23 protein-coding genes are annotated in these 26762 nt (G+C 60.8%); 7 read left to right on the plus strand and 16 right to left on the minus strand.

Annotated elements, in window-relative coordinates:
* Positions 1-7: 7 nt before the first annotated feature.
* The 7 genes from OQ248_RS26125 to OQ248_RS26155 all read right to left on the minus strand — a co-directional run bounded on the left by OQ248_RS26125 (position 8) and on the right by OQ248_RS26155 (position 12525).
* Positions 8-2089, minus strand: a complete 2082-nt coding sequence (locus OQ248_RS26125) for an EAL domain-containing protein (RefSeq protein WP_085708226.1) — start codon at positions 2087-2089, stop codon at positions 8-10.
* Positions 2090-2294: 205 nt separating this feature from the next.
* Positions 2295-3764, minus strand: a complete 1470-nt coding sequence (locus tag OQ248_RS26130; RefSeq protein WP_265814574.1) for an efflux transporter outer membrane subunit — start codon at positions 3762-3764, stop codon at positions 2295-2297.
* Positions 3761-6868, minus strand: a complete 3108-nt coding sequence (locus OQ248_RS26135) for an efflux RND transporter permease subunit (protein ID WP_085708228.1) — start codon at positions 6866-6868, stop codon at positions 3761-3763. Before OQ248_RS26135 ends, OQ248_RS26130 begins: the two co-directional genes overlap by 4 nt.
* Entirely contained in the window at positions 6865-9969 is a 3105-nt protein-coding gene (locus tag OQ248_RS26140; protein ID WP_265814575.1) for an MdtB/MuxB family multidrug efflux RND transporter permease subunit, read from the minus strand. Before OQ248_RS26140 ends, OQ248_RS26135 begins: the two co-directional genes overlap by 4 nt.
* Positions 9966-11273 (minus strand): MdtA/MuxA family multidrug efflux RND transporter periplasmic adaptor subunit, encoded by a 1308-nt coding sequence (locus OQ248_RS26145; RefSeq protein WP_265814576.1) that lies wholly within the window; start codon positions 11271-11273, stop codon positions 9966-9968. The genes OQ248_RS26140 and OQ248_RS26145 overlap by 4 nt, the downstream gene beginning before the upstream one ends.
* 175 nt (positions 11274-11448) lie before the next feature.
* Positions 11449-11949: a thiol peroxidase gene (gene tpx / locus OQ248_RS26150; protein WP_085731150.1), complete on the minus strand. Its 501-nt coding sequence runs from the start codon at positions 11947-11949 to the stop codon at positions 11449-11451.
* A gap of 132 nt (positions 11950-12081) precedes the next feature.
* Positions 12082-12525 (minus strand): SRPBCC family protein, encoded by a 444-nt coding sequence (locus tag OQ248_RS26155; RefSeq protein WP_265814577.1) that lies wholly within the window; start codon positions 12523-12525, stop codon positions 12082-12084.
* Between the two features lie 131 nt (positions 12526-12656).
* Between OQ248_RS26155 and OQ248_RS26160 the strand changes: the two genes are divergently transcribed.
* The gene (locus OQ248_RS26160; RefSeq protein WP_085708233.1) at positions 12657-13082 is read left to right on the plus strand and encodes a YciI family protein; all 426 of its coding nucleotides are present in this window, start codon (positions 12657-12659) and stop codon (positions 13080-13082) included.
* Between the two features lie 60 nt (positions 13083-13142).
* On the opposite strand, the gene OQ248_RS26165 is transcribed toward OQ248_RS26160, so the two are convergent.
* The 4 genes from OQ248_RS26165 to OQ248_RS26180 all read right to left on the minus strand — a co-directional run bounded on the left by OQ248_RS26165 (position 13143) and on the right by OQ248_RS26180 (position 17209).
* Positions 13143-13814 carry a DUF3313 domain-containing protein gene (locus OQ248_RS26165; RefSeq protein WP_248739542.1) on the minus strand — a complete coding sequence of 224 codons (672 nt, stop codon included), beginning with the start codon at positions 13812-13814 and terminating at the stop codon, positions 13143-13145.
* Positions 13815-13955: 141 nt separating this feature from the next.
* Entirely contained in the window at positions 13956-14930 is a 975-nt protein-coding gene (locus tag OQ248_RS26170; RefSeq protein ID WP_085708235.1) for a hypothetical protein, read from the minus strand.
* Between the two features lie 129 nt (positions 14931-15059).
* On the minus strand, positions 15060-15539 hold the full coding sequence (locus OQ248_RS26175; RefSeq protein ID WP_265814578.1) for a DUF934 domain-containing protein: 480 nt from the start codon (positions 15537-15539) through the stop codon (positions 15060-15062).
* Positions 15536-17209, minus strand: coding sequence for a nitrite/sulfite reductase (locus tag OQ248_RS26180; RefSeq protein WP_265814579.1), 1674 nt, complete (start codon positions 17207-17209; stop codon positions 15536-15538). Before OQ248_RS26180 ends, OQ248_RS26175 begins: the two co-directional genes overlap by 4 nt.
* A gap of 330 nt (positions 17210-17539) precedes the next feature.
* Here OQ248_RS26180 and ccoN point away from each other — a divergent pair, with 330 nt between their 5' ends.
* The 5 genes from ccoN (at position 17540) to OQ248_RS26205 (ending at position 22231) form a co-directional block, all read left to right on the plus strand.
* Positions 17540-18967, plus strand: a complete 1428-nt coding sequence (ccoN, locus tag OQ248_RS26185; protein WP_134826679.1) for a cytochrome-c oxidase, cbb3-type subunit I — start codon at positions 17540-17542, stop codon at positions 18965-18967.
* Between the two features lie 15 nt (positions 18968-18982).
* Entirely contained in the window at positions 18983-19204 is a 222-nt protein-coding gene (locus OQ248_RS26190) for a CcoQ/FixQ family Cbb3-type cytochrome c oxidase assembly chaperone (RefSeq protein WP_085708239.1), read from the plus strand.
* 214 nt (positions 19205-19418) lie between these two features.
* Entirely contained in the window at positions 19419-20792 is a 1374-nt protein-coding gene (locus OQ248_RS26195) for a hypothetical protein (RefSeq protein ID WP_265814580.1), read from the plus strand.
* A 12-nt stretch (positions 20793-20804) separates the two neighbouring features.
* The gene (locus OQ248_RS26200; RefSeq protein ID WP_265814581.1) at positions 20805-21251 is read left to right on the plus strand and encodes a DUF2599 domain-containing protein; all 447 of its coding nucleotides are present in this window, start codon (positions 20805-20807) and stop codon (positions 21249-21251) included.
* 20 nt (positions 21252-21271) lie between these two features.
* The gene (locus OQ248_RS26205; RefSeq protein ID WP_265814582.1) at positions 21272-22231 is read left to right on the plus strand and encodes a halovibrin HvnC; all 960 of its coding nucleotides are present in this window, start codon (positions 21272-21274) and stop codon (positions 22229-22231) included.
* On the opposite strand, the gene OQ248_RS26210 is transcribed toward OQ248_RS26205, so the two are convergent.
* On the minus strand, positions 22221-22736 hold the full coding sequence (locus tag OQ248_RS26210; protein WP_265814583.1) for a GNAT family N-acetyltransferase: 516 nt from the start codon (positions 22734-22736) through the stop codon (positions 22221-22223). The genes OQ248_RS26205 and OQ248_RS26210 overlap by 11 nt on opposite strands.
* 388 nt (positions 22737-23124) lie before the next feature.
* On the opposite strand from OQ248_RS26210, the gene OQ248_RS26215 reads away from it, so the two are divergent.
* A complete protein-coding gene (locus OQ248_RS26215; RefSeq protein WP_265814584.1) occupies positions 23125-23496 on the plus strand; it encodes a hypothetical protein in 372 nt (123 codons plus the stop codon).
* A gap of 53 nt (positions 23497-23549) precedes the next feature.
* Here the strand turns inward: OQ248_RS26215 and OQ248_RS26220 are convergent, their stop codons facing one another.
* From OQ248_RS26220 to OQ248_RS26235, 4 genes are all read right to left on the minus strand, one after another.
* Complete coding sequence (locus OQ248_RS26220) at positions 23550-24527, minus strand: LysR family transcriptional regulator (protein WP_265814585.1); 978 nt, start codon at positions 24525-24527, stop codon at positions 23550-23552.
* Between the two features lie 161 nt (positions 24528-24688).
* A complete protein-coding gene (locus tag OQ248_RS26225; RefSeq protein WP_265814586.1) occupies positions 24689-25636 on the minus strand; it encodes a peptidylprolyl isomerase in 948 nt (315 codons plus the stop codon).
* Positions 25633-26100, minus strand: coding sequence for a YbjN domain-containing protein (locus tag OQ248_RS26230; RefSeq protein WP_265814587.1), 468 nt, complete (start codon positions 26098-26100; stop codon positions 25633-25635). Before OQ248_RS26230 ends, OQ248_RS26225 begins: the two co-directional genes overlap by 4 nt.
* Positions 26101-26129: 29 nt before the next feature.
* Positions 26130-26759 carry a DNA repair protein gene (locus tag OQ248_RS26235; protein WP_114882639.1) on the minus strand — a complete coding sequence of 210 codons (630 nt, stop codon included), beginning with the start codon at positions 26757-26759 and terminating at the stop codon, positions 26130-26132.
* Positions 26760-26762: the final 3 nt, after the last annotated feature.

Here is a 26762-nt window from a genome sequence, read left to right on the forward strand (position 1 = left end):
CAGCCGTTCAGCTCGCCGCCAATTGTTTGCCGCGCTCGATATCCTGCAGGAAGCGATCGGCCGGCATCGGATGGCCCAGCAGATAGCCTTGCAGCGAATCGCAGCCCAGTTGCGTCAGGAAGTCCTGCTGCACGCCGGTCTCCACGCCTTCGGCGACAATGCGCAGGCCCAGTGCCTGCCCCAGCGCGACAATCGCCGAGACAATGGCCGCATCGTCGCTGTCATGCTCCAGATCACGGACGAAACCGCGATCGATCTTCAGTTCGTTGGCCGGCAGGCGCTTGAGGTACATCAGGCTCGAATAACCGGTGCCGAAGTCGTCGATGGACAGGTCGACGCCCATGTCGGACAGTTCCTGCAGCACCGTCATGCTCGCATCGGCATCGCTCATGGCGGTGGTTTCGGTGATTTCCAGGGTCAGGCTGTTGGCCGGCAAGTGGTGCGTGGCCAAGGCCTTGGCCACGCTGCGCACCAGTCCGGTGTGACAGAACTGCAAGGCCGATAGGTTCACCGCGATGCGCCAGTCGGTGTAGCCCAGCACGTACCATTCGCGCATCTGCCGGCAGGCTTCGTTGAGCACCCACTCGCCGATCGGAATGATCAGCCCGGTTTTCTCGGCCAGATCGATGAACTTGTCCGGCATCAGCATGCCGTGGAGCGGGTGCTCCCAGCGCAGCAACGCTTCGGCACCGACCGGGTGACCATCGGCGGCATGGAACTTGGGCTGGTAATGCAGGCTGAACTGATTGTGCTCAAGCGCCGCGCGCAGGTCCTGCAACAGTTGCAGTTGCTTGCGGGCGTTGCTGTTCATCGAGGCGTCGAAGAAGCTGTAGCCGTTCTTGCCGCCACCCTTGGCGTGGTACATCGCGGCGTCGGCATTCATCAGCAGTTCCTGGGCGTTCTGGCCGTTGCCCGGATACACCGCGATACCGACGCTGGCGGAAATCTGCAGCTCATGTTCGGCGACCCGGAATGACTGCGCGATCAAACCGACCTGACGCGCCGCCAGACCCAGCGCATCGTCGGGCTCGCTCAAACGCACCAGCAACACGAATTCATCGCCACCAATCCGCGCCAGGGTGTCGAGGCTGCGCAGATCTTCGCGCAGACGCACCGCCACTTCACGCAGCAACTGATCACCCATGTGGTGACCGAACGCGTCGTTGACCGGTTTGAAGCCGTCCAGATCGATGAACATCAGCGCAAAACAACCGCCCTGCTCGTTGACCTTTTTCATCGCCTGATTGATCCGGTCGTCCAGCAGCATGCGGTTCGGCAGGCCGGTCAGGGTGTCGTGCAGCGCCAGTTGGGTGAGCTCGCGGTTGGCCACGGTCAGTGAATGGGCCAGATCGGCGGTTCGCGCTTCGAGGCGGGCATCGAGAATCGAGGTCAGCAGCGCAATGGTCAGCACCGCCAGCGTGGTGATCAACACCAGGTTGTCCAGGCCATTGCCGTTCAGACCGCTGAGCGCCGCACCGCAGAAACTGCCGTCGGGAAACCGCGCTGCCGCCATGCCGGTGTAGTGCATGCCGACAATCGCGATGCCCATGACAATGGCTGCGCCGGCACGGAACAGGCGCACATAAGGCGATTGCTGACGCAGGCGGAAGGCAATCCACAACGCCGCCGCCGAAGCGCCAACCGCGATCAACAGCGAAGCGCCAAACAGGGTCGGGTCGTAATCGATGCCCGGCTGCATGCGCATGGCGGCCATGCCGGTGTAATGCATGGCGCTGATGCCGGCGCCCATGATCAAGGCACCGAAGGCCAGTTGCCAGGCCGGCAGTTTCGGCTGGCTGACCAGCCACAAGGCAAAGCCGCAGGACAGCACCGCGATCAACAGCGACAGCGCTGTGATCGGAATGTCATAGCCCAGGCTGATCGGCAGTTTGAAGGCCAGCATGCCGATGAAGTGCATCGACCAGACGCCAACCCCCATGGCAAAGGCGCCACCGGCCGTCCATAAATGCACGGCGCGCCCCTTGGCGGTGGCGATGCGCCCGGTGAGGTCGAGCGCGGTGTAAGACGCGAGGATCGCCACACACAGCGAAATGAAAACCAGCGTGAAGGAATAGCTACCGATGAGCATGGGAATTCTCGTGACCACCCCGCCGTACTGCTTCCGTTCTCGGCGGGGCCAAATGCGCCGATTGTACTGATTGCACAGAAGAACGCACTGACAAAGTAATCAAATGGCCATCAAGCCGATGAAACGCTTGTTTGATCGTTCGACAAGGCTCTAAACCGGCAGTCACGGCACTGATCATTCCCACGCTTTGCGTGGGAATTCAGCGTCAGGGATTCTGGCTGGTTTCCAGTTGCCCGTCCCAGCCACCGCCCAGAGCCGCGATCAATTGCACGCTGGCAATCAATCGACTTTGCAGGATGTTGAGCACGGTGCGCTCGTTGCTCAGCGCGGTGGCTTGCACCACCACTACGTCGATGTAGGCAATCAGTCCGGCCTTGTACTGATTCTGGGTCAGACGCAGAGAATCCCGCGCCGCATCCAGCGCCTCCTGGCGTACCGCCGCCTCGTCCTCGTACACCTTCAACTGCACCAGGTAGTTTTCCACCTCGCGGAAGCCGTCGAGCACGGTCTGCCGGTATTTGGCCACGGTCTCGTCGTACTTCGCTTCGGTGCGATCGACTTCCGCCGAGCGGCGACCACCGTCAAACAGCGGCAGGCTCATTTTCGGCCCGACCGACCAGAAACGGTTTGGCAGGCTGATCAGATCCCGCGAAGTACTGCTGCTGTAGCCGCCGCTCATGCTCAGGCTGAAATCCGGGTAATACGCCGCTTTCGCGACACCGATATTGGCGTTCGCTGCGATGACCGAGCGTTCTGCCGAGGCAATGTCCGGGCGACGCTCCAGCAGTTGCGACGGCAAGCTCAACGGAATCTGCGGCAGCTTCGGGATGTCCTGGGTTTCGGCAAGCTTGAACTGTGCCGGTGGCTGGCCGGTCAGGACTGCGATGGCGTTTTCGAACTGTGCCCGCTGCCAGATCAGGTCCACCAGATCGCCCTGGGTGGATTTGAGCTGGGTCTGTGCCTGCGCCACGGCATCACGACCGGAAATTCCGGCGTTGTACTGGTTCTGGGTCATTTTCAGCGAACGCTCGTAAGCCTCCACCGTTGACTCCAGCAAACGCTTCTGTTGATCGATCACACGCAACTGCAAGTAGTTCTGCACCAGCTCCGACTGCTGGCTCAGGCGCATCGCCGCCAGATCGGCGAAGCTGGCCTGGGCGGAGGCCTCATTGGCTTCCAGGCCACGGCGCAACTTGCCCCAGACATCGGCCTCCCAGCTCACGCCCAACTGGGCGTTGTAGGTGTCACGAATACCGCTGGAAGAACTGCTCAGGCTCGAACTGCTGCTGCCGGTGCCCTGGCTGGAGCGGGTCTTGCCCAGACTCAGGTCGAGCGTCGGGTAAAACGCTCCACGGGCATCGCGCACCAGGGCCTGGGCCTGACGGTACTGCGCCTCGGACTGGGCGACGGTCTGGTTGGAACTGTTGAGTTTCTCGATCAACTCGTTGAGCTGACGGTCGCCGTACAGTTCCCACCAGGCGCCACGGGCCAGAGAGTCCGCAGGACTGGCCTGACGCCAGCCCTCGGCCTCTTTGTATTGGGCGACTTCGGCGGTCTGCGGGCGCTGGTAGTCCGGGCCGACGGCGCACGCACTGAGCATCGCCACACACAGCGACAGGCTCAGCAGACGCGAGCCGCGAACACTGGCCAGTTGGATAAGCGAACGGTCATTCATAGCGGAGTTTCCAGTGCGGCATCGGTACGTACGCCACGCCATTTGTTGAAGCGATGGCGGGCCTTGTCGAGATAGAGGTAAACCACAGGTGTGGTGTAAAGGGTCAGGATCTGGCTGAAGATCAGCCCGCCGATGATGGTCAGGCCCAGCGGCTGGCGCATTTCCGCGCCTTCGGCCCGGCTGAGCAGCAACGGCAAGGCACCGAGAATCGCCGCCAGCGTGGTCATCAGGATCGGTCGCAGACGTTGCAGACAGGCACTGCGGATCGACTCCAGCGGCGCCATGCCCTGATGACGCTCCAGTTGCAGCGCGAGGTCGATCATCAGGATCGCGTTCTTCTTCACCACACCGATCAGCAGGAACAGCCCGAGCAGCGAAATCAGGCTGAATTCGCCGCCCAGCACATAGATCGACAGCAGCGCGCCGACCCCGGCCGACGGCAGTGTCGACAGAATCGTCAGCGGGTGAATGTAGCTTTCATACAGCACGCCCAGCACCAGATACACCGCCAGCAGCGCGCCGAGGATCATGAACGGCTGGCTCTTCTGGGTGGCCGCGAAGGCGTCGGCGGTGCCGGCCATTTTTGCAATCACGTCTTCCGGCAGGCCGACCTTGGCAATCGCCCGCTCGATAGCCGCGCTGCCCTTCTCCACCGTCACGCCCTCGGCCATGTCGAAGGAAATGCTTTCGGAGGCGAACTGGCCTTCGTGGCTGACCCGGTCGTCTTCCAGGCTGCTTTCGTAGTGGGCGATGGTCGACAGCGGAATCCGCGCACCATCGGCCGTGATTACTTGCACCTGATTGAGGGTGACCGGGTCCTGGGCGTATTTCGGATTGACCTCCATCACCACCTGATACTGGTTGAGGCTGTCGTAGATCGTCGAAATCTGCCGCTGGCTGTAAGCGTTGTTCAGCACGGCAGTGACCATGTTCATGTCCACGCCCAGGCGCTTGGCCTGATCGCGGTCGACGATCAGCGTCACCTGTTGCGCACCGCGCCCCTCACGGGCGTCGATGGCAGTCAGTTCCGGCAAGGCCCGCAACGCGGTGACCACTTTCGGGTACCACTCGCGCAAGGCGCCCAGATCACCGCTCTGCAGAATGTAGCTGTACTGCGAAGTGGTCTGCTCGCGACCGCCGCCAAATTGCAGGTCCTGGTCGGCCATCAGCATCAATTGCGCGCCAGGCACCTTGGGCATTTCCTTGCGCAGGCGCTCGATGACTTTCTGCGCCGAAATATTGCGGTCCTTGATCGGCTTCAGGCGCACCAGCATGAAGGCGTTGTTGGTGCCGTTGTTGCCACCGATGAACCCGGCAACGCTCTCGACCGCTTCGTCCTTGAGCACGGCGCGGCGGAAGGTCTCCATTTTCGGCTGCATCACGCTGAACGACAGACCGTCGTCACCGCGCACGAAACCGATCAACTGGCCGGTATCCTGTTGCGGCAGGAACGTTTTCGGCACCACCACGTACAGCGCGACGTTCACGCCGACGGTGATGATCAGGCTCAACAGCGTCAGGCGTCGGTGACGCAACACCCAGTCGAGGCTGGTGGCGTACTTGCCGACCATCCAGTCGTTGGTACGACGGCTCCAGCGTTGCAGGCGGTTTTCCTGGCCCGGCGTGTGCGGCTTGAGCCAGCGGGCGCAGAGCATCGGCGTCAGGGTCAGGGAAACCACCAGCGACACCACGATGGCAGCGGCCAGGGTGATGGAGAATTCACGGAACAGGCTCTCGATGATCCCGCCCATGAACAGGATCGACAGGAACACCGCCACCAGCGACACGTTCATCGACAGCAAGGTGAATCCGACCTCCTTGGCCCCGAGGTACGCGGCCTTCATCGGTTTGACGCCTTCGTCGATGTGCCGGGAAATGTTCTCCAGCACCACGATGGCGTCGTCCACCACCAGCCCGGTGGCGAGAATCAACGCCATCAGCGACAGGTTGTTCAGCGAGAACCCATACAGGTACATCACCGCAAAGGTGCCAACCAGTGACACCGGCACCGCCAGGGTCGGGATCAGCGAAGCACGGAAGTTACCGAGGAACAAAAACACCACCAGGATCACCAGCGCCACGGCGATCAGCAGGGTCATCTCCGCTTCGTGCAGCGTGGCCTTGATCACCGGTGAGCGATCCATCGCCAGGTTCAGCTTCACACTGGCCGGGAGCACCGCCTGCAATGCCGGCAACTGCGCCTTGATCTCGTTGACCGTCTCGATGATGTTGGCGCCGGCCTGCCGGTTGATCACCAGCAAAACCGCCGCGTCGTCATTGAAGAAACCGCTGTTGTAGCGGTCTTCCACGCCGTCGGTGACCTTGGCCACGTCCTTCAGACGCAGGGCTGCACCGCCGTTGTAATGGATGATCAGCGATTCGTAGTCCTTGGCTTTCTCCAGCTGGTCGTTGGCCTGGATCTGCCACAGGCGCTGGTCATCCTCGACCGAGCCCTTCGGCCGGCGCACGTTGGCGCCGGCGATGGTCTTGCGCACATCGTCCAGCGCCACGCCGTACTGGTTCAGCGCCTGGGGTTCGAGTTCGATGCGCACTGCCGGCAGGGAGCTGCCGCCAATCTGCACTTCGCCGACGCCCTGCACTTGGGACAGGCTCTGGGACAGGATGGTCGAGGCCAGATCGTAGAGCTGGCCTTTTTCCAGCACATCCGAAGTCAGCGACAACACCATGATCGGCGCCTGCGACGGATTGACCTTCTTGTAGGTCGGCATGCTGCGCATCCCGCTCGGCAGCAGGTTGCGCGAAGCATTGATCGCCGCCTGCACCTCCCGCGCCGCGCCGTTGATGTCGCGGTCGAGGTCGAATTGCAGAATGACCCGGGTCGAGCCCTGGCTGGAGCGGCTGCTCATGGTGTTGACGCCGGCGATGGCGCCGAACGAGCGCTCCAGCGGCGTCGCGACGGTGGAGGCCATGACTTCCGGACTGGCACCGGGCAGGCTCGCCTGGACCACGATCACCGGGAAGTCCATTTGCGGCAGTGGCGACACCGGCAGCAGGCCGAAACTCACGCCGCCCAGCAGCATGATCGCCAGGCTCAGGAGCATGGTCGCGACCGGGCGCTTGATGAAAGGACCGGACAGGTTCATAGCTGCTCTACCGGCTCCACGGCCGAAGGCGCACGGCCCCAGCGCCGACCGAGACGGTCGAAGTACAGGTAGATCACCGGCGTGGTGAACAGCGTCAGGATCTGGCTCAGCAGCAATCCACCGACCATCACCAGACCCAGCGGCTGACGCAATTCAGCGCCGGAACCGGTGGCCAGCATCAGCGGCACCGCACCGAACAGCGCGGCCAGCGTAGTCATCAGGATCGGCCGGAAGCGCAGCAGCGCCGCCTGATAGATCGCCTGCTCCGGCGCCATGCCCTGGTTGCGCTCGGCGTCGAGGGCGAAGTCGATCATCATGATCGCGTTCTTCTTGACGATACCGATCAGCAGGATGATGCCGATGATCGCGATCATGCCCAGGTCATTGCCGCTGAGCAGCAGCGCCAGCAAGGCACCGACCGCCGCTGACGGCAGGGTCGAGAGTATGGTGATCGGATGGATGTAGCTCTCATAGAGCACGCCCAGCACGATGTACATGGTCACCACCGCCGCCAGGATCAGCAGCAAGGTGCTCGACAGCGAAGCCTGGAACGCTTCGGCCGCACCCTGGAACTGGGTCTGCACGCCGATCGGCATGCCGATGTCCTTCTGCACCTGCTCGATGATGTCCACCGCATGCCCCAGCGCCACGCCTTGGGCCAGGTTGAAGGACATCATCACCGCCGGGAACTGGCCGATGTGGGTGATCGCCAGTTGCGCCTGACGCTCCTCGACATGGGCCAGGCTCGACAACCGCACCTGTCCTCCATCGGTGGTCTTGACGTGAATCTGATCCAGCGCCTGCGGCCCGATCTTCTCCCCGGCCTGTGCCTGCAGCACCACGCGGTACTGGCTGGCCTGGGTGTAAATGGTCGAGATCTGCCGCTGGCCGAAGGCGTCGTAAAGTGCGTCGGTGATATTCGCCACCGACACGCCGAGGCGTGAAGCCGCGTCACGGTCGATCACCAGGAACACCTGCAGGCCCTTGTCCTGCAAATCACTGGCAACGTCGGTCAGTTCGGGGCGCTGGGCCAGGGCCTCGACCAGACGTCCGCTCCACAGGCTGAGCAGTTCGGCGTCCGGCGATGACATGCTGAACTGGTACTGGGTACGGCTGACACGGTCTTCGATGGTCAGGTCCTGCACCGGCTGCATGAACAGGCGGATGCCCACCAGTTTGTCCAGTTGCGGTTGCAGGCGGGTGATCACCTCGGCGGCGGTCAGATCACGCTGACCGTGAGGCTTGAGGTTGATCAGCAGACGACCGCTGTTGAGCGTGGCGTTGTCACCGTCGACGCCGATGTAGGACGACAGGCTTTCCACTGCCGGGTCTTCCAGGATCACCTTGGCCAGCGCTTGCTGGCGCTCGCCCATGGCGGCAAAGGAAATCGATTGCGGCGCTTCGGAAATACCCTGGATCACCCCGGTGTCCTGCACCGGGAAGAAGCCTTTGGGTACCACCATATATAGGAACACGGTCAGCGCCAGGGTGCCGATGGCCACCAGCAGGGTCAGCGGCTGGTGCTTGAGCACCCACTGCAACTTGCGCCCGTAGGCGGCGATCATCCAGTCGATGAACGCGCCACTGGCCCGGTAGAAACGGCCCTGCTCATGTTCCTCAGGCTCACGTTTGAGCAGACGCGCGCACATCATCGGCGTCAGGGTCAGCGAGACCACCAGGGAAATCAGGATCGCCACTGCCAGGGTGATGGCGAACTCGCGGAACAGCCGCCCTACCACGTCGGCCATGAACAGCAGCGGAATCAGTACCGCAATCAGCGACAACGTCAGGGAAATCAGGGTGAAGCCGATCTGCTTCGCGCCCTTGAGCGCGGCCTGCATCGGGCTGTCGCCTTCTTCGATAAAGCGGGCGATGTTCTCCAGCATCACGATCGCATCGTCGACCACAAAACCGGTGGCGATGGTCAGGGCCATCAGTGTCAGGTTGTTGACCGAGAACCCGGCCAGGTACATCACGCCGAACGTACCGATCAACGACAGCGGCACGGCCACGGACGGAATGATGGTGGCACTGGCGCGACGCAGGAACAGGAACGTCACCATCACCACCAGCGCGATGGCGATCAGCAGTTCGTGCTGCACGTCGGTGACCGAGGCACGGATGGTCTGGGTGCGGTCGGTCAGCACGGTCACTTCGAGGCCCGCCGGCAGGTTGTCGGTGATGCTCGGCAACAGCGCCTTGATCCGGTCGACCACCTCGATCACGTTGGCGCCCGGCTGACGCTGGATGTTCAGCAACACGGCCTGATTCTGGTTGGCCCACGCCGCCAGACGCTCGTTCTCGGCGCCGTCGACGATCTGCGCGACATCCTTGAGCCGCAGCGGCGCGCCGTTCTTGTAGGCCAGGATCAGGTTGGCGTAGTCCTTGGGCGAAGTCAGCTGGTCGTTGGCGTCGAGCATCGACACCCGCGTCGGGCCGTCGAAGTTACCCTTGGGCTGGTTGACGTTGGACGCGCCGATCAGCGTGCGCACGTCCGACAGGTTCAGGCCGTTGGCCGCCAGTGCCTCCGGGTTGACCTTGATCCGCACCGCCTGACGCTGGCCACCGGCGATGCTGACCATGCCGACGCCGCTGATCTGGGCGATCTTCTGCGCCATGCGCGTATCGACCAGATCGTTGAGCTTGGGCAGCAGCATGGTTTTCGAAGTGATGGCCAGGGTCAGCACCGGGGTGTCCGCCGGGTTGACCTTGTTGTACACCGGCGGCGCCGGCAAATCGGTCGGCAGCAGGTTGGTCGCGGCGTTGATCGCGGCCTGCACCTGCTGTTCGGCGACGTCCATGTTGATGTCGAGGCTGAAACGCAGGGTCAGCACCGAGGCGCCGCCGGAACTGGTCGAAGCCATTTGCGTCAGGCCCGGCATCTGCCCGAACTGGCGTTCCAGCGGCGCGGTGACGGCGCTGGTCATCACGTCCGGACTGGCGCCCGGATACAGGGTCATGACCCGGATGGTCGGGTAATCGACCTGCGGCAAGGCCGAAACCGGCAACAGGCGATAGGCGATCAGACCGGCCAGCACGATGGCCAGCATGCTCAGCGTGGTGGCGACCGGGCGGAGGATGAACAGACGCGAAATGTTCATGCGCCCTTCTTGGCCTTGTCAGTGACGGCGGCGTCAGGCGCGGTGGCGGCGGACTTGCCTTGCAGGTGTTCGGTCGGGGTAGTCGGCACGTCCTTGCTGTCGTTGACCACTTCCACTTCGCTGCCTTCCTTCAGGCGGTCGGTGCCTTCCAGCACCACGCGGTCGCCGGCGGCCAGGCCTTCGGTGATCACGGTGTTCTGCCCGTCGCTGGCGCCGATCTTCAACTGGCGGATGGTGACTTTCTTGTCGCCGTCCAGCGCGTAGACGAAGGTGCCGTTGGTGCCGAACTGGATCGCGGCCGACGGTGCCAGCACCACGCCCTTGAGGGTGTCGGCCAGCAAGTGGACGTTGACGAACTGGTTGGGGAACAGCGACTGATCGCGGTTTTCGTAGCGTGCCTTGAACTTCAGGGTGCCGGTGGTCACGTCGATCTGGTTGTCGAGGCTTTGCAGCACGCCCGTGGCTTGAATTTTCGTGTCGCCACGGTCCCAGGCTTCGGCTGGCAGCTTCGCGCCGCTGTGGTAGCGGGCCAGTACGGTTTCCAGGGTATTTTCCGGCAGCGTGAAGACCACGCTGATAGGCTGGGTCTGGGTGATGACGGCGAGGAAGGTAGTGTCGTTCGCGGCCACCAGGTTGCCAACGTCGAGCTGACGCAGACCGACGCGACCGGCAATCGGTGCGCGGATCTTGGTGAATTCGAGATTGAGCTTGGCGTCGTTGACCGCCGCCTGATTGGTCTTCACGGTGCCGAGAAACTGGCCGACCTGTGCTTCGGCGGTGTCCAGGGTCTGCTTGGCGATGCTGTCCTCTTTATACAGGCCACGATAGCGCTCGACATCGACCTGAGCGTTTTTCAGCTGTGCCTGGTTCTGCAGCAAGGTGCCTTCAGCCTGAAGCAAGGCGTTCTGGTACGGGCGTGGGTCGATCTCCGCCAGCAGGTCGCCGGCCTTGACCATCTGCCCTTCTTCGAAATAGATCTTCACCAGTTCGCCGCCGACCCGGCTGCGCACGTTGATGGTGTTGAGCGCGGTCACGGTGCCCAGGGCCTTGTAGTACAGCGGGAAGTCACCGGTCACTGCCGGTGCCACGCGCACCGGGATCGGACCTGCCGCCCCGCCGAAGCCCGGACGCATCATCCCCGAACGACCGGTATGACCGGCCGCGGCTTTCTCGCCGCCCTCCTTGTGGGTCGATCCGGCGGGCCAGAATTTCCAGCACAGACCGGCGATGACCAGCAGGACAAGCAGGCTCAGCAGCCAGCGACGGGAGTTTCGGGAAGACGATTGCATGGAGTGATTAACCATTGGGCGCGTGGGCTTCTTTTACGGGAGGCTGAACGATAAGCACTGGTGGGGGTAAAGCAAAGCAGCTTTACCGGCAATTTACCTTCAACTTACGTTTCAAGGTGTGAGCCAAAACACTGATACACAAATGAAAACGGCCTGGACAGGGCCAGGCCGTTAACAATTGTAAAAGCGCTTATTTCAATACGGCGAGTGCTGCATCGTAGTTCGGCTCTTCAGCGATTTCCTTGACCAGCTCGCTGTGCAGGACGTTGTCGTTTTCGTCCAGAACAACCACCGCACGGGCAGTCAGGCCTTTCAGCGGGCCGTCAGCGATGGCCACGCCGTAGTTCTGAATGAATTCGGCGCCACGCAGGGTCGACAGGTTCTGTACGTTTTCCAGGCCTTCGGCGCCGCAGAAGCGAGCCTGGGCGAATGGCAGGTCAGCCGAGATGCACAGCACCACGGTGTTGGCCAGTTCGTTGGCCTGAGCGTTGAACTTGCGCACGGAAGTGGCGCAGGTCGGGGTGTCGACGCTTGGGAAGATGTTCAGCACTTTGCGCTTGCCGGCGAAGTCTTTCAGGGTGACGTCGGACAGATTGCCGGCTACCAGGGAAAAGGCTGGCGCCTTGGAACCGGCTTGTGGCAGTTGGCCGTTGACTTGAACCGGGTTGCCTTTGAGAGTGACTTGAGCCATGAACGGAGTCCTTCTTAACGTTGTTGGGAAAGCATGCAAGAGGCGGAAGTTAACCACGAAATTGTCCGACGACCTATGCCTGAACTGAAATTGTCATGTGCCATCGCTCAAGATTGGATACAACCTTGAGCGCTAACCGAGCAATTGCAGCATGTTGCGATGCCGGGCCTCGAAGATGCGGCGCATGTAACCGTTCACCAGCAGTCCTTCGCTGAACGCCCCGCCAATCGCCGAATACGTCACGCGGTCGGTGTACAGCGTACCGCCCTCGCCCGCTGCCACCCGATGTTCATGACGAAAGGCACGCAAAGGCCCCTTGAGCATTTCATCGACAAAATGCGTGTCGCCGACTTCGCGGATCGTCACCGTCCAGTTCGACGGGATCAGGTTGAACATCCAGTGCCGGAAACGAAATTGCCGGCCCTCCTCGATGCGCAGGTTGTTCAGGTCGATGTCCCCCAGCGGCGTAACGCGCTCCGGGAAAATCTTCGGGAAATTGACGCCCTCCAGACAGAAATCGAGCACTTCTTCCGGGGTGCGATCGGGGATCAGCGTGGTGAGTTCCAGGGTGGGCATGGCGGACACATTCCGTATGAAGGCGATGCTTGTTAAAACGCGGTTCTGCATCTTTTCTTTAACGAGCTGTCGATTCAAGCCCTGGCCGTTCGACAAAGCAATGAATCCCCCCTTTCTCACGGAGAAACACCATGCGCTTCATGATCATTGTCAAAGCCAGCCAGGATTCCGAAGCCGGCGTGATGCCCAGCGAACAGTTGCTGACCGACATGGGCAACTACAACGAAGAACTGTCCAAGGCCGGCATCCTGGTTTCCGCCGATGGCCTGCACCCGAGCAGCAAGGGCGCCCGGGTACGGTTCAGCGGCGAAAAACGCAGCGTGATCGACGGCCCGTTCGCCGAAACCAAGGAGCTGATCGCCGGTTACTGGATCTGGGACGTGAAATCGAAGGAAGAAGCCATCGAGTGGGTCAAGCGTTGCCCCAATCCAATGCCGGGCACCGAGGCCGAGATCGAGATTCGCCAGATATTCTGCCCCGAAGACTTTGGCGCCGAGTTCACCCCGGAACTGCGCGAGCAGGAAGAGCGGATTCGCGAGCAGGCGAAAAAACACTGACAGCCCCGTTCTCGCAAACCGGCCTCCACGACTCACGCCGTGGAGGCCATCAGGCTCACCTTATTTTGACTTCATTTTCAGATAGGACTGGTGCATGTCCGACGCCCAGCCATCGATCACGGCTTTCACGTCATCGGCCTTCATGACCTGAGAATCGTTTTCCAGAGGTTTGCCGGTGCCCTTGCGCACGACCTGCGCCACCACCTTGTTGTTGCCGCCATCGAGGAACACCGCTTCGGTGGCCAGGGTGGTTTCCTGATCGCGGCTGCCGCTGGCGGTCGTGACCGCTGCCGCCACCAAGGCAATCGGGATCACTTCATAGGCATGCAGGCCCTCGGTCTTGCTGCTGACGGCGGTGATGGCCGCGCGGACCACGATCACACCCGGACCGGGCCCGCTGGCCAACGGCAGGGATTTGCCCACTTCACGCTTGAGCGCCTGATCATAGTAAGCCGTGATGCCGTTGAGGGTCTGTTGCGGGATTTTTACCGTTGGCTGAGGCTTGGGATAAAGCTGGGTCGGTTCGATATAGACGCTGGTGAACTTGTTGATATCGAGTTTGGGATCGACCCAGCGCATCACCTCGGCACCGGACGGTGACTTGGCCTCCTTGAGTTGGCTGTAGTCCTTGAGGAAGCCTGAATACTCGTCCGGAGCGACGGTCTTGCTGGAGCAACCCACCACGCCAAGCGTGGCAATGCACAGGGTGCTCATCATTAGGGCTAGCTTCATGCTGTAACTCCTGTCAGAAGGCCTGATTTATTGCATCGGGGAGTTACAGGTATAGCTAAAACCACAGGCTTTGCGCTTGCCGGACGGGAAATGAATCCCGCCCCCGGACTGAAGCACGATAGAACCCGATTCAGATCAGATTCACCAGGTCGACGTCTCCCCGCTGCGCAACGCCATCTCCCGCCGACTGTGAAGCCGCATCGCCTTGATCAGCGACACCGTGCCCACCAGCAGCAGCGCCGCGCCGAACAGGAAGTCGATGTTGTACAGCTGGAAATCCTGCACCGGCCCCACCAGCACCGTACGCACTACGCCGATGCCCACCAGGGTGGCGAGGAAGTCGATACCCGGCTCGTCGCGGTAGAACACCAGCAGCAACGGCAGGCACAGCACCAGCAACATCAACAGCACCACAACCTTGAACGCGCCTTTGCGCTCGACGCTGAACGCGCATTCGTGGTGGCCGTAGGCTTTGTAGTCCTCGTCGCGAACCATCACGTTTTTCTCGTTGATGTAGTCGGCGCGGTTGTACTTCTGGATCGGCGTGAAGGTGTTGGACATCTCCATCAGCGTGGTGATGTTCTTGAAGCGCAGGTCGACGCGCTCGTTGCCCTTGACGTAATACAGCACCGGTTTGTAGCCGTAACGATAGGTGTCGAAAGGAAACTCGGTGACCCGGCCCTGAACGCCGATCGGACGCGATTCGAGCTGGGCGAAGGCGCTCTTGTCGGTCGAGGCGAGGTTGCGGCTAAGCGGCAGAACCTTCACTTGCTCAAGGAAGATTGGCGTAACGCCGTAGGACCACTGCAACGGTTCCAGGCGCAGACGCAGTTCGTTGCGGCCCAGGTCATAGCGGTTGAAGGTGCGCTCGGAGACCACCACCGCACCGCTGAGCATGAACTCGCCGCGCAGGTTGTTGGTGATGCGCAGGGTCAGTTGATCCTTGCCCAGCAACGCTGCATCCGAGGACGGCGGCGTGCCGCACCACGCGGTGCTTTCGCCGACGCCGCCGAGCTGACCGCCACGGTTTTCGTTGAATACGTAGATGTAACCGGCCCACAGCGTCAGCATCAAAAGCAACGCGGTGAGGCCCAGAATCTTTTTGCCCGGACCCACTGATCAGACTCCCTTCTTCGCTCCGTCGCCCAGCCGAAAACCCGCTGGCGACGGGGACTCTACCAAAAGGCCAGCATCGACCCAAGGAAAAATCCCCGATTCATCAGGGTTCTAAGGGTTTCCCCTGTATCACCTGCGCCGAAACAACGGCCGCGGCTCTATCACCGAGCGCCCGTACAACACGCTCATCCCCGCCAGCCCCTTGAGCGCATCCTCGGCGGATTTGTCCTCGCGCACCGCGAAGCTGTCGAAACCGCACTGGCGCATGTGGCTGAGCTGGTCGCGCAGCACATCGCCAATCGCCCGCAACTCGCCCTTCCAACCAAAACGACTGCGCAGCAGGTAGGCCTGGCTATAGGCGCGACCGTCACGGAAACTCGGGAAATCGAGGGCGATCAGTGGCAGCGAGGTCAACCATGGCAGCAGACTTTCGACGCTATCGTCCGGGCCCAGCCAGACTGCATGGGTCGAGGGTGATTCGAGCCAGTGGGCCAGCGGCAGAATCAGCATCCCGGAACCGTGCGCTGTTTCAGGTGAACGGATCAGCGTCCACGGATCGTCGAGCACGATCCGCGCCCCGCCCTCCTCCATCCGCAGTAGATTGTTCATGCCGGCACCTCCAGCGCTTTCGGGTAGACCCGTTCCTTGAACGGCTCCAGGCCGATGCGTGCCACGGTATCGACAAACAGTTCTTCGGCCTCGCGGTAACGGACGAAGGTGCCGATGATCCGCTCGATCACCTGCGGCACCTCGGCGGCGCTGAACGACGGGCCGATGACTTTGCCCAGCGCGCTATTTTTGCCTTGGGCGCCGCCGAGGGTGATCTGATACCACTCGCTGCCGTTTTTATCGACGCCCAAGATCCCGATGTTGCCGATGTGGTGATGGCCGCAAGCGTTCATGCAACCGGAGATGTTCAGGCTGATGTCGCCCAGATCATGCAGGTAATCGAGATTGTCGAAGCGCGCCTGGATCGCCTGGGCAATCGGGATCGACTTGGCGTTGGCCAGCGCACAGAAATCACCGCCGGGGCAGGCAATGATGTCGGTCAGCAGGCCGACGTTGGCGGCGCCCAGCCCCTGCTCTTTCGCCAGTTGCCACAGCGCATACAGCTCTGATTTGGGCACGTCAGGCAGGACGATGTTCTGCTCGTGGGCGATGCGGATTTCGCCAAAACCGAAACGCTCGGACCAGTCGGCCACGGCCAGCATCTGCAAACCGGTGACATCCCCCGGTGCGGCCGCAACGCCCGGTTTGGTCGACAGCACCACGCTGGTGTAGCCCGGAACCTTGTGCGGTTGAACGTTGCGTGCAACCCAGCGGGCGAACGCAGGGTTGTCGGCCAGGTGCGTGCCGAAATCCAGATCGGTGCCGGCCAGCGTGCGATAGCTTGGCGGCACAAAGGCGTTGGCAACCCGCAGGTATTCATCCTCGGTCAGTTGCGCCGGGCCGTCCTTGAGGTGCTGCCATTCTTCTTCGACTTCCTTGGCGAACGCCTCGATGCCCAGCGCCTTGACCAGAATCTTGATCCGCGCCTTGTACTTGTTGTCGCGCCGACCGTGGCGGTTGTAGACCCGCAGCACCGCCTCGACATAGGACAGCAAATGCTGCCAAGGCAGGCCGTCGCGGATCTGCAAGCCGAGGATCGGCGTACGCCCCAGACCACCGCCGACGATCACCCGCAGCAGCATCTGCCCGTCCCGACCGGGGTAAAGGTAGAGGCCAATGTCGTGCATCATGATCGCCGCGCGGTCCTGCTTCGCCGAGCAGATGGCGATCTTGAACTTGCGCGGCAGGAACAGGAATTCCGGGTTGATCGTCGACCACTGCCGCAGGATCTCCGCCAGCGGACGCGGGTCGATCAACTCGTCCGCCGCGACCCCGGCGAAGGCTTCGGTGGTGATGTTGCGCACGCAGTTGCCCGAGGTCTGGATCGCATGCATGTTGACCTGCGCCAGGCGTTCGAGGATGTCCGGGACTTCGTGCAGTTCGATCCAGTTGAACTGCATGTTCTGCCGCGTGGTGAAGTGGCCGTAACCACGGTCGTAGTCACTGGCGATGCTCGCCAAAGTGCGCATCTGTTCAGCGCTCAGCGTGCCGTAAGGAATGGCCACCCGCAGCATGTAGGCGTGCTTTTGCATGTACAGGCCGTTCTGCAGACGCAGCGGCAGAAACTCTTCTTCGCTCAACTCCCCGCCCATGAAGCGCTCGACCTGATCGCGAAACTGCGCAACGCGCTCGAACACCAGCGCCCGGTCGTAATCATCGTACTGGTACATGCAGCGGCTACCTCATCAGTTTTGATCACGGTTAAAACTGCGGGAGCGGGCTTGCTCGCGAATGCGGTGTGCCTGACACACCGCATTCGCGAGCAAGCCCGCTCCCGCAGGATTTTTTACGACTATGGACGAACGGCGCAGTGCACAACAGATTCACCTGAACGCATAAAAACCGTATCAGGGCGCGGCAGATGGCCGCAGGCAGCGCTTCGATCTGATCTGCATAAATGAACAATTCCTGAGCCTGTTTTGTTTCTGGCGGGGTTTCTACAGTGCAGCTCGTGCCAGACCGGGTGGCCTGGCAAGACTTTGACCGTGGAAGAATTGACCATGAGCACAGCAACAATCGGACAGGCTTATAACTACAAGGTCGTCCGCCAATTCGTCATCGCGACGGTTTTCTGGGGTGTCGTGGGCATGGCGATGGGGGTATGGATCGCCTCGCAACTGGTATGGCCGGACATGAATCTGGACTTGCCGTGGACCACCTTCGGCCGCTTGCGACCGTTGCACACCAGCCTTGTGATTTTCGGTTTCGCCGGCAGCGCACAATTCGCCGCCAGCTATTACGCGGTGCAGCGAACCTGCCAGGTGCGGCTGTACTCGGACAAGCTCGCAGCCTTCACCTTCTGGGGCTGGCAATCGGTGATCGTGATCATGCTGGTCACCCTGCCGATGGGCTACACCACCACCAAGGAATACGCCGAGATCGAATTCTCCGGCGCGGTGTGGATGGCGGTGGTCTGGGTCGCGTATGCCATCGTGTTCTTCACCACGGTGGTGCAACGCAAGACCAAGCACATCTACGTCGGCAACTGGTTCTTCGGTGCATTCATCCTGGTGATCGCCATGCTGCACGTGGTCAATCACCTGTCGATTCCCGTGGACTGGTTCAAGTCCTATCCGGTGTATTCCGGCGCCACCGATGCCATGGTGCAGTGGTGGTACGGGCACAACGCGGTGGGGTTCTTCCTGACTACCGGGTTCCTCGGGATGATGTATTACTTCGTGCCCAAGCAGGTCAATCGGCCGGTGTATTCGTACCGGTTGTCGATCGTGCATTTCTGGGCGCTGATCACCCTGTACATCTGGGCCGGTCCGCACCACTTGCACTACACCGCGCTGCCGGACTGGGCCCAATCGTTGGGCATGGCGATGTCGCTGATCCTGCTGGCGCCGAGCTGGGGCGGGATGATCAACGGGATGATGACGCTGTCGGGTGCCTGGCATCAGTTGCGCACCGACCCGATTCTGCGCTTCCTCGTTCTGTCGCTGGCGTTCTACGGCATGTCGACCTTCGAAGGCCCGATGATGGCGATCAAGACCGTCAACGCCCTCTCCCACTACACCGACTGGACCATCGGCCACGTACACGCCGGCGCCCTCGGCTGGGTGGCGATGATCACCTTCGGCGCGACCTACCACATGGTGCCCAAGGTCTTCGGCCGCGAGCGGATGCACAGCACACCGCTGATCAACCTGCACTTCTGGCTGGCGACCATCGGCACTGTGTTGTACATCGCGTCGATGTGGGTCAACGGGATTACACAGGGCCTGATGTGGCGGGCGATCAACGAAGACGGCACGCTGACCTACTCGTTCGTCGAGGCGCTGCAGGCCAGCCATCCGGGGTTTGTCGTACGGTTTGCCGGCGGGGTGTTCTTCCTGACGGGCATGTTGCTGATGGCCTACAACGTGTGGCGCACGGTGCGGGTGGCGGATGTTGCGATTGCCCACCGTGAAGCGCAGATCGCCTGATCAAGGGAGCCGGTCATGTTCGATATTGTCTTGAATGTGTTGGGCGTACTGTTCTTGTGGCTGTCGGTGGAGTATTGCTTGCGCCACGAAACGGCTGAAAGCCTGGATGATGCGAGCCTGACGCCGTTTGCCGATGATCCGGAAGTGGCGCGGCGGGTTGAGTTGGCCACCGGCAAGACCGTGAAAGCGGTGGCGCCGGAGGTGGCGAAGCCGGGGTGGGTCAATCTCGAGATGTGAGGTGCTTCAGCGTTAATCGTTCCCACGCTATGCGTGGGAACGCCTCGGGACACCGACGTGTTGAACCGCGTCTCACCAGAAAAAAGACGAACGGCAGGTCTTTTCACGCTTCACCTGTCAGATCTGACAGTAGGCACACATGATCCGGTGATGTTTGATGACGGAACCCGTTGCAACGCATGCAACTACCGTCACGGAAACCGGAGTGCAGAAGATGAACAGTCCGTTTGTGGTGTATCCCGCCAAAGTTGTCGGGGGGATTCTGAATCCCGTTTACCCCCCCAACCCCGCTCAGACGATTCACTTCGGTGTACCACTTACACTCTTCACCTCACCTGGCGATTTGCTCCGCCTTGAGATTGTTGCCTGGGACCAACAGGCAGCGAACGATAGTGGATGGCTGATCATCAACAAAGGCAATCCCATCTTCATGAAAACGATCCAACCGGGAGAGGAAGGCAAGCCCTTTTTCTATGACGTGCCTAAAGCTTATTTCAATAACGGCATCAACATAGTGGTAGTGCAGGCCAGGAACTCAGTCCAGCCCGGAGGAACAGATTCAATTGATCTGCTTACGCTCGTCTACATTCCGCGCCCGGGAGGAGAAGTGGCGGGCCCCGGAGCAAATCCGAATCTGACCTTTACCGTGTCCCACACGAACGTAGGTCCCACGGAGGCTGCAAACGGGGTCGATGTCAGAATGCGCTATATCCACATGCGAATAGGTGATGTCGCCACCCTCTATCTCGACGGTGGGCTTAAAACACAGACAGTCACTGCAACAGACCTTCAACTTGGCTATGTACAGATAAAGCTCTTCGCCCCGGACTTCGCACAGGACAATAACAAATTCGAACTTCGATACCGTGTGGAAACCAGCCTCGGCGACTCCTCAGGCCCGCAGGCCATCTGGTCAGCACCCACCTACATCAACGTCCATGTGAAACAGCCTCCCCTCGACCTGCTCATGCCCAAAGTACTGGAAGCCAGGGATTCAAACGGCACAGTGATCAACTTCGTGCGGGACTTCTACAGCGTCCAGAACGCAACGGTGCAGGTGGCGTACACAGGCTCCGATCGGGGCCAGACCGTCAAAGTCTATTGGCAGGGACGCAACTGGACATATGGCAGCGAAATTCAAACCGTAGCCTCTGCCGGTGAAACACTGACGTTCCTGGTACCTCGACATGCCGTGGTTGACTGTATCTCTACCAACGCAAGGGTCTGGTACACCGTTGCAACGCCCAGTGATCCTGCCGAGAAACCTTCCAGAGATCTGGGCCTTAGCGTTACCGGCCAGAAATACCAGCTTCCAGAACCGACACTCAACGGCAGCAAAACCAATCTCAGGACTTACTTCCCCGCACTTGATGGCCGGTATTCGGTACGCATCTCACTGACGGTGGACAATGTTCGTCAAGACAGCGCCGAATTTCCGATCACCACGACTTCCTATCAAGACATCGTCGTTCCACCGCAGTGGATCAGTAGTAACAGAGGAAAACTGGGCTTGTTCAATTACACACTTCATAAAACCGGTACAAGCGAGCCTCATATTTTCTCCTGGTATCTGAGGGTCATTCTGTAAGGGGGCAACATCATGCACAAAATAATCAGCACACTGCCCCTGGCGCTGCTCGTCGGTTGCGCACAAGTGGCAACTCAGCCAGTCGAGGTTCACACATCCCCCCGCTCTGCAGCGGACAGCTACATCCAGACAGTGGAGCGTTGCTCGAGTTACGTCGCCAGCGCGCGATGGATATACCGGAACTACGAGTGGACGATTTCCATCAAGCCAACCGACTGCGCCCGACGAACACCTCCGGAAGGCACGGCCTATTTGTGGGATGAACTCACCCGTGATTATTCCAACAGCCGTTACTGGACGAACACCCACGGCCTGCGCCACCAATTGATTTGCCATCTGATGGTTGCGCGGGACAAACCGGAGTGGAACCTGGAGCCCTGGCGCCCGGATGTAGGGCTTACCAAAACCGTGGCAGCGGGCTGCAACCATGAGGAGCCATTGCCTGAAGTAGCCCCTTGAACAGCATAAGGAGATTCAAGATGAGCAGCCTGAAAGCAATCAGCGTGAAGCACATCGTTCAAGCGCTACTGATTGCAATAGTTCTCGGTTGTACCCAGGTCGACACCCAGTCAACGCTCCCACGGATTACCAGCAACAATCCGCACGCTGCGATGACCGGCCCCCAAGTGGTCGAATTGTTGAACACGCTCTACAACCGCCAGTTTCCGAACTGCGACAAGAACGACAATCGACCTGCGTTTCTCTGCTCCGGCATCATCTTTCGAGTCACGGACAAGAATCCCGGCGACACCCATCATGTCTGGAACCCCAGTCCGACGTCAGTCAAAAACGGAGGGGTTTCGTTTTCCTACCTCAGGGCCGACTCGAAATTCGGGCGACTGGCCTGGGGCAAAGGTAACGGTTTCATGCTGTACCCGATCTTCGGCGCCCCCTGGGACAAAGTCGATCTCGATGTGCTTTGCTCGTTTCCGATAGATGGCTGGACCTGGAACCGGACAACGCCCTGCGGCCCCTATGTCTCGTTTCCCGCTACGAGCCAGCGCTGCCAGAGTGCCGGGGTTGCCACCGCCGAACAATGGAAGAACGTATGGGACACCTCACCTGACAGTCACCATCTGCGGCAATGCGGGTTTGACGTTTCCGAAGCCACCGGCAAACCGGCGGGAGTGCCCTTCTATCAATCGGTACGCGCAAGGGGAATGTTGAGCCAGATGCCTGCGCATTTCTCCGAACAGAATGAAATCGTGATCAAGACCTGGCCACAGAACCTGCAAGACACATTCCCGCTCATGGCGTTCTTCTTCATAGCCGGCGGCACCAATGCCGGGCTTGCAGAGGCACAAGGCAATCAGAAGGATTTTTACGATTCCACGACCGCCAGAATCTGGGTGCCGGTGATTCGCTTGTTTCCGCCGTCGACGCCTTCCGCTGAGGCAACGTTCCAATACGTAGAGTCGGATCAACTGGTCAAGCCGTGACCCGACGCAGACGCGCCATGCTCAGGGTATCGACCCATTGTCCGTCGCGTACGGCGTAATCACGGAACAGGCCTTCGGTTTCGAAGCCGAACTTGCGGTAGAGGCCGATGGCCGCCTCGTTGTCGGCGTACACCGAGAGCTCGACGCGGTGCAGGTTCATCCAGTTGTCCGCCACGTCCAGCGCCGCTGCCAACAGCTTCGAGCCGACGCCCTTGCCCTGCCACCCCACCGCAACGGCCATGCCGACACTGCCGGCATGGCTGCGACGAATCCGCGAAAAAGCCTCCAGCCCGAGATGCCCGATCACCGCACCTTGATGCAGCGCCACCAGTTTCACCATCCGTTCGTTTTCCGGCATCAGTCGTTGACGCCAGATCTCGGCAGACTGAAACGGCATCTGCAACACCTGCCGGGTCACGGCCGGGTCGTTGTAGAGGGCGGTGACGCCTTCGACGTGGGATTCGCTGAAGCGTTCGAGGTGAATGGCGGGGTTGTGCTCAGGCATGAATGATCCCTCCTGGATCAGTGCGTGGCCGGTCACTGTAAACCGCTTCTTCACGGATTCGCCATGACTGTTTAAAGCCGTTGACCGAAACTTCCGGCAAGCCACAACGCCTTGCGCCATTGCCTACGCATCCGCCAGAATCCGCCGGCTTGTGTGCCTTGGGGCCGGGTCTTATCGTTTCCGGGTCGCTGATGAATCAGTGATCGGGTTTAGCAGCTCGGTTAATTTTCAAGGCACGTTGGCTTCGCCATTTCTGTTTTATGGCGGCTTGCGTGGGGCACTTCGGTGCGCCGGGATCCTTGAGCCTGGTCTGCTAACCCGCGTACAGCCGCCACCTCATTCGTTTAGCAGCGAAGGATGACGGCTCCATTTCTCAAGGAGCTTCACCATGATCAAACCAACGCCAAACCCACCCGAAACCGACCCGACCTCGCCCTACGAAACCCTCGATTCCAAGAAATTCCACGAAGCCGCCGAACGCGCCCTCGACCACTACCTCAATCCGTTCCACCCCAGAAAACCGCTGCTCAAACCCAACACCCGCTACCTGATCGCCCCCGGTATCCCGAGCGAAGAACTGTTGGCCGACGCCTGCGAAACCCTGACCTCGGCCAAAACCATGGCCAGCGATTTCGCCGGGATGATCGATGCGCCGCAGCGGCATGTGCTGCTGGGCATCGGGCAACTGATCATGCTGGCGGAATTGGCGGTGAATCGAGCGTTGGATAATCTGGACACGGCGGCTGAAGCCCGGCCCTGATCGACCAGATCGTTCCCACGTTCCGCGTGGGAACGATCTGAAAACCTGCGTGGTTATTCAAACCACTCCTGCCGCTCATTGAACGTTCGCTGAATCAACTCAACCAACGTCTGCACTTCAGCCACATCCCGCGATGCGGAATTAACCGCCAACCACACCTGCAATCGCATCGCCTCCTCAAACAACCCCGGCAACGCCACCAACCCGCGATCAAACCGGCTCATGTACATCGGTAACAACCCGATGCAGGCGCTGCACCGGATCATCTCCAGCATCAGCTCGTAGGACTGCATCTGCACCACGCCCGCCAACCGCTGCTCGACCAGTTCATTCCACGGGCGGAAGCTGTCGATCTGCCGGTCATGCTGCCATTGCACCAGCATGAAATCGGCGAGGTCATCGGGGCTTTCCGGGCGTGCAGTCACGCGGGAGTAACGTTTGGCAATGTGCGGCTGGTATTCCAGTTGCGCGAGACGTTGCGGTTCACTGGTGGCGAAGGTCGGGCAGGGATGCGGGGTTTCGCCGTGGGCGAGCCACAGCACGATGTCGGCACTGACCGCGCGCAGGGCCAGTTCGCTGTCGAGGGCGATGATCTCGAGGCGCACGCTGGCGTTGCGGCGCAGCAGCGCGATGAGATCGCGGCCAAGGATGTCGTGCAGGATCGATTCGGCGACGGCCAGCCTGATCAGGGGTTGCTCGATTACCGGCAGTTTGCGTTCGTGGGCCAGGGCAACCAGTTGCGCCTGCAATTGCTGGCCTTCGCGGGTCAGGGTCAAGGCACTGCCCTGGAAGCTGAACAGCGCGCATTGCAGTTGCTGTTCAAGCTGCGCCAGTTGTTTGCGCAGCAGGGTCGAGCGCACGTTGAGGCTGCGGGCGGCCTGCATGAAGCAGCCGCAACGGGCGCTGACCAGAAAGTATTGCGCGATTTCGCCCTCGATCTTCGCAACCTGCGCCAGCCAGGGTTCGGCCTTTTCCTGCGGCCAGCGAAAATCGGGGCTGCCCTGTCGTCCTGCGGGTTCGGTGAATGACATCGATGACTCCCTGTCGATCTTTGTATTTTTGGAAACGTCACGGCTCTAATGTGGGAGCGGGCTTGCTCGCGAAAGCAGTGTGTCATTCAACGAATAAGTTGTCTGGCATGGCCCCTTCGCGAGCAAGCCCGCTCCCACAAGGGTTCAGAGATGAATCTGAGTTACAGTTTTTCCTCCAGCACCTTGTTGAGCTCGGCCCCGTCGATGCTCAGCGTTGCGGTATTGAGCATGCCGTCCAGATACGCCTGGGCGATCTGTTCCTGACGTTGTGCCCGCAAGGCCTGGGTCAGTTGGTCACGCAGTTCGTCGAGGGTCGCGGTGCGGGCCGGTTGTTGTTCGGTGAGTTTGATCACGTGAAACCCGGCGCTGCTTTGCACGGGATCGGAGACCGAACCGACCTTGAGTCGAGCGACGGCACCACGCACTTCCGGCACCAGCTGCTGCAACGGTTGCAAGCCCGTATCGCCACCGCGCTCAGCAGTGAGCCGATCCTGAGAGAACTCCTTGGCCATCGCTGCAAACTCCGTCGGAGATGCCTGCGCCTTCTTGCTCAACTCCGCAGCCTGCTTGCGCACGGCCTCAAGATTCTGCGGCTCGTTCACCCCGAGGAAAATCTGGCTGACCCGATACAGCGTCGGCGTTTGCCAGTTGGCCTTGCCCGCGTCATACGCCTGCTGCAACTCGGCAGCGCTCGGGTAATCCTCCGGCACTTTGCTCACCGACTGCAAATAGTCCCGGAACACGATCTGCTCGGTGGCCGCGCGGGTCTGCCGCACCACATCCGGACGCTGCGCCCAGCCCTGGGCGTCGGCCTGTTCCAGCACGGCTTTTTCGGCCAGGCGTGAACGTATCCAGCGTTCCAGCGCTTCACGATTGCCCCGTAGTTGCGCGCGAGTTTGCGGCGGTACGGCCGCCAGCAGCGCCTGCAATTCTTCCGGCGTGACCTGCTGATTGCCCAACCGCGCCACCGCCGGCCCGGCACTGGCGCCCACGACCGGCGCCGGTTGCTGGGCGGCGACCGGGTCATTGCCCGGCCGCACCACCAGCGCCACGGCCACCACCAATAGCGCCACCGCAGCGGCGCTGATCACCATGGCAGGTTTCGTCACAGCGCGACTTCCTCTTGCTCAACCTTTGGAGCCTGGGCTGCAGCGGCGTTTTGGGTGAAGTCACGCAGGTAAACGATGAACTCCTGCAACAGGCGATCCCACAGTTCCAGGTTGCCGCGCAGGTAATCGCTGCTGACGCCAGCGGCCACCACCACATCCATTTCCATCACCAGAAACTCGCCCTGCAACGACAACCGGGCAAAGCGGCGGGTCGCGTTCCACTGCTCGGCCACACCCGCCGGCAACTCGCCCTGTACGCGCAGTGCGCAACTGAAGGTGAAGTCGACGTAGCTGCCCTGCTCCACCACCGCCGGGTTGCCGAAACGCACGGCATAACCGATGCCCTGACTGGCGCTGAGCAGTTGAACGATGCCGTTCTGTTCGGTCTGGTTGACGCGATAACCGGCGGCTTGCAGCACTTCGGTCAGGGATTGTGGAGATACGTGGGAGATCAATTGAGTCATTACTTCTTCCTTGTCTATGAGTCTTTTAATCAGTGCGCGATCGCAGCTTGCGGCGCATCGAATTGTGTCTTGTACAGGTCATCGCCGAAGCCCTGAGCCAGTTCATCGAACTTGACCCGGGCGCTGCCGGCGAAGGGCTGGCGGATCTTCATCACCTCGGCCACATCGATGTTTTCGTAGGCGGTGAGGATCTGCTTGGCCACGCCGTACATTTGCTGATTCTTGACCGAACATTGCTGCACTTGTGTGTCACGTTCGGCCAATTGCGCTTGAAGCTTAGACCGTTCTGCCTCTTTGGCACGGGCCATGACCAACAGCTCGTCATAGGCCTTCTTGAACTTGCCGGTCTGTTCGTTGCTGGCCGCCACTTGGGCCTGGGCCTGGCTGTGCAGGCTCTGTTGCTGCCCGGCCAGTTGCTCGGCGAGGCCTTTGGCCTTGGCCAGTTCAGCGGTCAATTGCTTGATTTGCGCCTGCGCTGCCTTGGCTTCGTTCTGCGCCGCCAGTTGCGCAGCGCTGGCCTGTGCTTGCTGACTTTGCAGGGTTTGCAGCTGCTGGGTGGTGCTGCGCAACTGAGTGCGCAGTCGTTCTTCCATGCCTTCGGCGCTTGCCCCGCTGGCAACGATCAAACCCAGACCCAACAACAAGATTCGCGTGTGCATTTG

Origin of the sequence: Pseudomonas sp. COW5 (genome assembly GCF_026240005.1) — a bacterium.
Lineage (GTDB): Bacteria > Pseudomonadota > Gammaproteobacteria > Pseudomonadales > Pseudomonadaceae > Aquipseudomonas > Aquipseudomonas kribbensis.

What these genes read in the sequence shown, in the direction of transcription:
- OQ248_RS26160 (WP_085708233.1), top strand. Translation starts at nt 12,657, where the DNA reads ATGCGCTTCATGATCATTGTCAAAGCCAGCCAGGATTCCGAAGCCGGC.
- OQ248_RS26210 (WP_265814583.1), bottom strand. Translation starts at nt 22,736, where the DNA reads ATGCCTGAGCACAACCCCGCCATTCACCTCGAACGCTTCAGCGAATCC.
- OQ248_RS26230 (WP_265814587.1), bottom strand. Translation starts at nt 26,100, where the DNA reads ATGACTCAATTGATCTCCCACGTATCTCCACAATCCCTGACCGAAGTG.
- OQ248_RS26190 (WP_085708239.1), top strand. Translation starts at nt 18,983, where the DNA reads ATGTTCGATATTGTCTTGAATGTGTTGGGCGTACTGTTCTTGTGGCTG.
- OQ248_RS26145 (WP_265814576.1), bottom strand. Translation starts at nt 11,273, where the DNA reads ATGGTTAATCACTCCATGCAATCGTCTTCCCGAAACTCCCGTCGCTGG.
- OQ248_RS26215 (WP_265814584.1), top strand. Translation starts at nt 23,125, where the DNA reads ATGATCAAACCAACGCCAAACCCACCCGAAACCGACCCGACCTCGCCC.
- ccoN (WP_134826679.1), top strand. Translation starts at nt 17,540, where the DNA reads ATGAGCACAGCAACAATCGGACAGGCTTATAACTACAAGGTCGTCCGC.
- OQ248_RS26130 (WP_265814574.1), bottom strand. Translation starts at nt 3,764, where the DNA reads ATGAATGACCGTTCGCTTATCCAACTGGCCAGTGTTCGCGGCTCGCGT.
- OQ248_RS26125 (WP_085708226.1), bottom strand. Translation starts at nt 2,089, where the DNA reads ATGCTCATCGGTAGCTATTCCTTCACGCTGGTTTTCATTTCGCTGTGT.
- OQ248_RS26135 (WP_085708228.1), bottom strand. Translation starts at nt 6,868, where the DNA reads ATGAACCTGTCCGGTCCTTTCATCAAGCGCCCGGTCGCGACCATGCTC.
- OQ248_RS26165 (WP_248739542.1), bottom strand. Translation starts at nt 13,814, where the DNA reads ATGAAGCTAGCCCTAATGATGAGCACCCTGTGCATTGCCACGCTTGGC.
- OQ248_RS26220 (WP_265814585.1), bottom strand. Translation starts at nt 24,527, where the DNA reads ATGTCATTCACCGAACCCGCAGGACGACAGGGCAGCCCCGATTTTCGC.
- OQ248_RS26235 (WP_114882639.1), bottom strand. Translation starts at nt 26,759, where the DNA reads ATGCACACGCGAATCTTGTTGTTGGGTCTGGGTTTGATCGTTGCCAGC.
- OQ248_RS26200 (WP_265814581.1), top strand. Translation starts at nt 20,805, where the DNA reads ATGCACAAAATAATCAGCACACTGCCCCTGGCGCTGCTCGTCGGTTGC.
- OQ248_RS26155 (WP_265814577.1), bottom strand. Translation starts at nt 12,525, where the DNA reads ATGCCCACCCTGGAACTCACCACGCTGATCCCCGATCGCACCCCGGAA.
- OQ248_RS26195 (WP_265814580.1), top strand. Translation starts at nt 19,419, where the DNA reads ATGAACAGTCCGTTTGTGGTGTATCCCGCCAAAGTTGTCGGGGGGATT.
- OQ248_RS26180 (WP_265814579.1), bottom strand. Translation starts at nt 17,209, where the DNA reads ATGTACCAGTACGATGATTACGACCGGGCGCTGGTGTTCGAGCGCGTT.
- OQ248_RS26175 (WP_265814578.1), bottom strand. Translation starts at nt 15,539, where the DNA reads ATGAACAATCTACTGCGGATGGAGGAGGGCGGGGCGCGGATCGTGCTC.
- OQ248_RS26205 (WP_265814582.1), top strand. Translation starts at nt 21,272, where the DNA reads ATGAGCAGCCTGAAAGCAATCAGCGTGAAGCACATCGTTCAAGCGCTA.
- OQ248_RS26140 (WP_265814575.1), bottom strand. Translation starts at nt 9,969, where the DNA reads ATGAACATTTCGCGTCTGTTCATCCTCCGCCCGGTCGCCACCACGCTG.
- tpx (WP_085731150.1), bottom strand. Translation starts at nt 11,949, where the DNA reads ATGGCTCAAGTCACTCTCAAAGGCAACCCGGTTCAAGTCAACGGCCAA.